The sequence below is a fragment of the Nocardiopsis sp. TNDT3 genome (assembly GCF_003427465.1).
In the GTDB taxonomy this organism is placed as follows: Bacteria; Actinomycetota; Actinomycetes; order Streptosporangiales; family Streptosporangiaceae; genus Nocardiopsis; species Nocardiopsis dassonvillei.
The window spans coordinates 1-2,090 of sequence record NZ_QPFC01000773.1 but is presented as its reverse complement, the minus strand read 5'-3'; the positions used below and the strand labels follow the sequence as shown (position 1 = coordinate 2,090).

Below are 2,090 nucleotides of genomic sequence, written 5' to 3'. Positions count from 1 at the left end.
AGAAGGCCGCCCGCGCCAAGCGGGAGGTCCCCGACCCCACCCCGGCACCCGCCACCACCGAGCAGCTCACCATCCCCTCCCGTGTGGTGGAGGGCGACTACGAGCTGCCCGCGCCGACCATGCTCAAGCCCGGCAGCCCGGTCAAGCCGCGCACCAAGGCCAACGACGAGGTCGTCGAAGCCCTGTCGGGGGTGCTCACCCAGTTCAACATCGACGCCGACGTCACCGGCTTCACCCGCGGGCCGACGGTGACCCGCTACGAGATCGAACTGGGCCCCGCGGTCAAGGTCGAGAAGGTCACCGCCCTGGCCAAGAACATCTCCCTGGCGGTCAAGAGCGCCGACGTGCGCATCCAGTCGCCCATCCCCGGCAAGTCCGCCATCGGCGTGGAGATCCCCAACACCGACAAGGACCTGGTGAGCCTGGGCGACGTGCTGCGCTCGCCCGCGGCGACCTCCGACGACCACCCCATGCTGGTGGGCCTGGGCAAGGACGTCGAGGGCTCCAACGTGGTCGCGAACTTGGCCAAGATGCCGCACGTCCTGGTCGCCGGTGCCACCGGCGCGGGCAAGTCCACCTGCATCAACGGGCTCATCACCTCGCTGATGATGCGCGCCACCCCCGACGAGGTGCGGATGATCCTGGTCGACCCCAAGCGGGTCGAGCTGACCATGTACGAGGGCATCCCGCACCTGATCACCCCCATCATCACCAACCCCAAGCGGGCCGCGGAGGCCCTCCAGTGGGTGGTGGGGGAGATGGACCGGCGCTACGACGACCTGGCCGCCTCCGGGTACCGGCACGTGGACGACTTCAACGCCGCCGTGCGCACCGGGGAGCTGACCGCCCCGCCCGGCAGCGAGCGCCAGTACGAGCCCTACCCCTACCTGCTGGTCATCGTGGACGAGCTGGCCGACCTGATGATGGTCGCCCCCCGCGACGTGGAGGACGCCGTCGTGCGCATCACCCAGCTGGCCCGCGCCGCCGGGATCCACCTGGTGCTGGCCACCCAGCGGCCCAGCGTCGACGTCGTCACCGGTCTGATCAAGGCCAACGTGCCCTCCCGTCTGGCCTTCGCCACCTCCAGCCTCTCCGACAGCCGCGTCATCCTCGACCAGCCCGGCGCCGAGAAGCTGGTCGGCAAGGGCGACTCGCTCTTCCTCCCCATGGGCGCGGGCAAGCCCATCCGCCTCCAGAACGCCTGGGTGTCGGAGAAGGAGATCCGGGCGATCGTCGAGCACTGCAAGAAGCAGTCCGAGCCCAGCTACCGCGAGGACGTGGCCGTCCCCGACGCCAAGAAGAAGGAGATCGACGAGGACATCGGCGACGACCTCGACCTGCTCCTCCAGGCCGTCGAGCTGGTGGTCACCACCCAGTTCGGGTCCACGTCCATGCTCCAGCGCAAGCTCCGGGTGGGCTTCGCCAAGGCGGGCCGCCTGATGGACCTCATGGAGAGCCGCGACGTGGTCGGCCCCAGCGAGGGCTCCAAGGCCCGCGACGTGCTCGTCCAGCCCGACGACCTGCCCGCCGTGCTGGCCGACATCCGCGGTTCCTGACCGGCGCCGCCGCGTCCGCGCGGCGGCGCGCGGGCGCCGACCGGCATCCGGGAAGTCGGGCTTCCGACCCCGTGTTACGGCCTTTCCCGAAACTCCACTGGCATCCCTTAAAAACAGGCATGCCCGATTTGGTGGGATCTTGGAGGCTTCATGGGGCGTGGTGACCTGCGCGAAAGCGCCCCGGGCGGCAGAGTGGTCTCTTGCAGCTACACACAGTCGCGGGGGGAGTGCGCATGGCGACGATCGGTCAGACCCTGTCCGCCGCCCGGGTCGCGGCGGGGTACACGGTCGCGGACCTCAGTATCCGTACACGTATCCGGGAACCCGTCCTCACGGCCATCGAGCAGGAGGACTTCTTCTCCTGCGGCGGGGACTTCTACGCACGCGGCCACATCCGCGGCATCTGCCGCACGCTCGGCCTGGACCCGGCGCCGCTCCTGGCCGAGTACGACCGCGAGCACGCGTCCCGCGCCATACCCGCCTTCGTCCCCCCGCAGCGCCACCCGGCGTCCGTGCCCGAGGCGGGGGGGGGGG

At 70.4% G+C, this 2,090-nt stretch carries 2 protein-coding genes; both read left to right on the top strand.

Features of this window, described 5'->3' with window-relative positions:
• Nucleotides 1–1,556: DNA translocase FtsK (locus tag DQW06_RS19050; RefSeq protein ID WP_198662493.1), on the top strand; the 1,556-nt coding region annotated here is incomplete at its 5' end.
• Nucleotides 1,557–1,789: 233 nt separating this feature from the next.
• Nucleotides 1,790–2,090: RodZ family helix-turn-helix domain-containing protein (locus DQW06_RS19045; RefSeq protein WP_198662492.1), on the top strand; the 301-nt coding region annotated here is incomplete at its 3' end.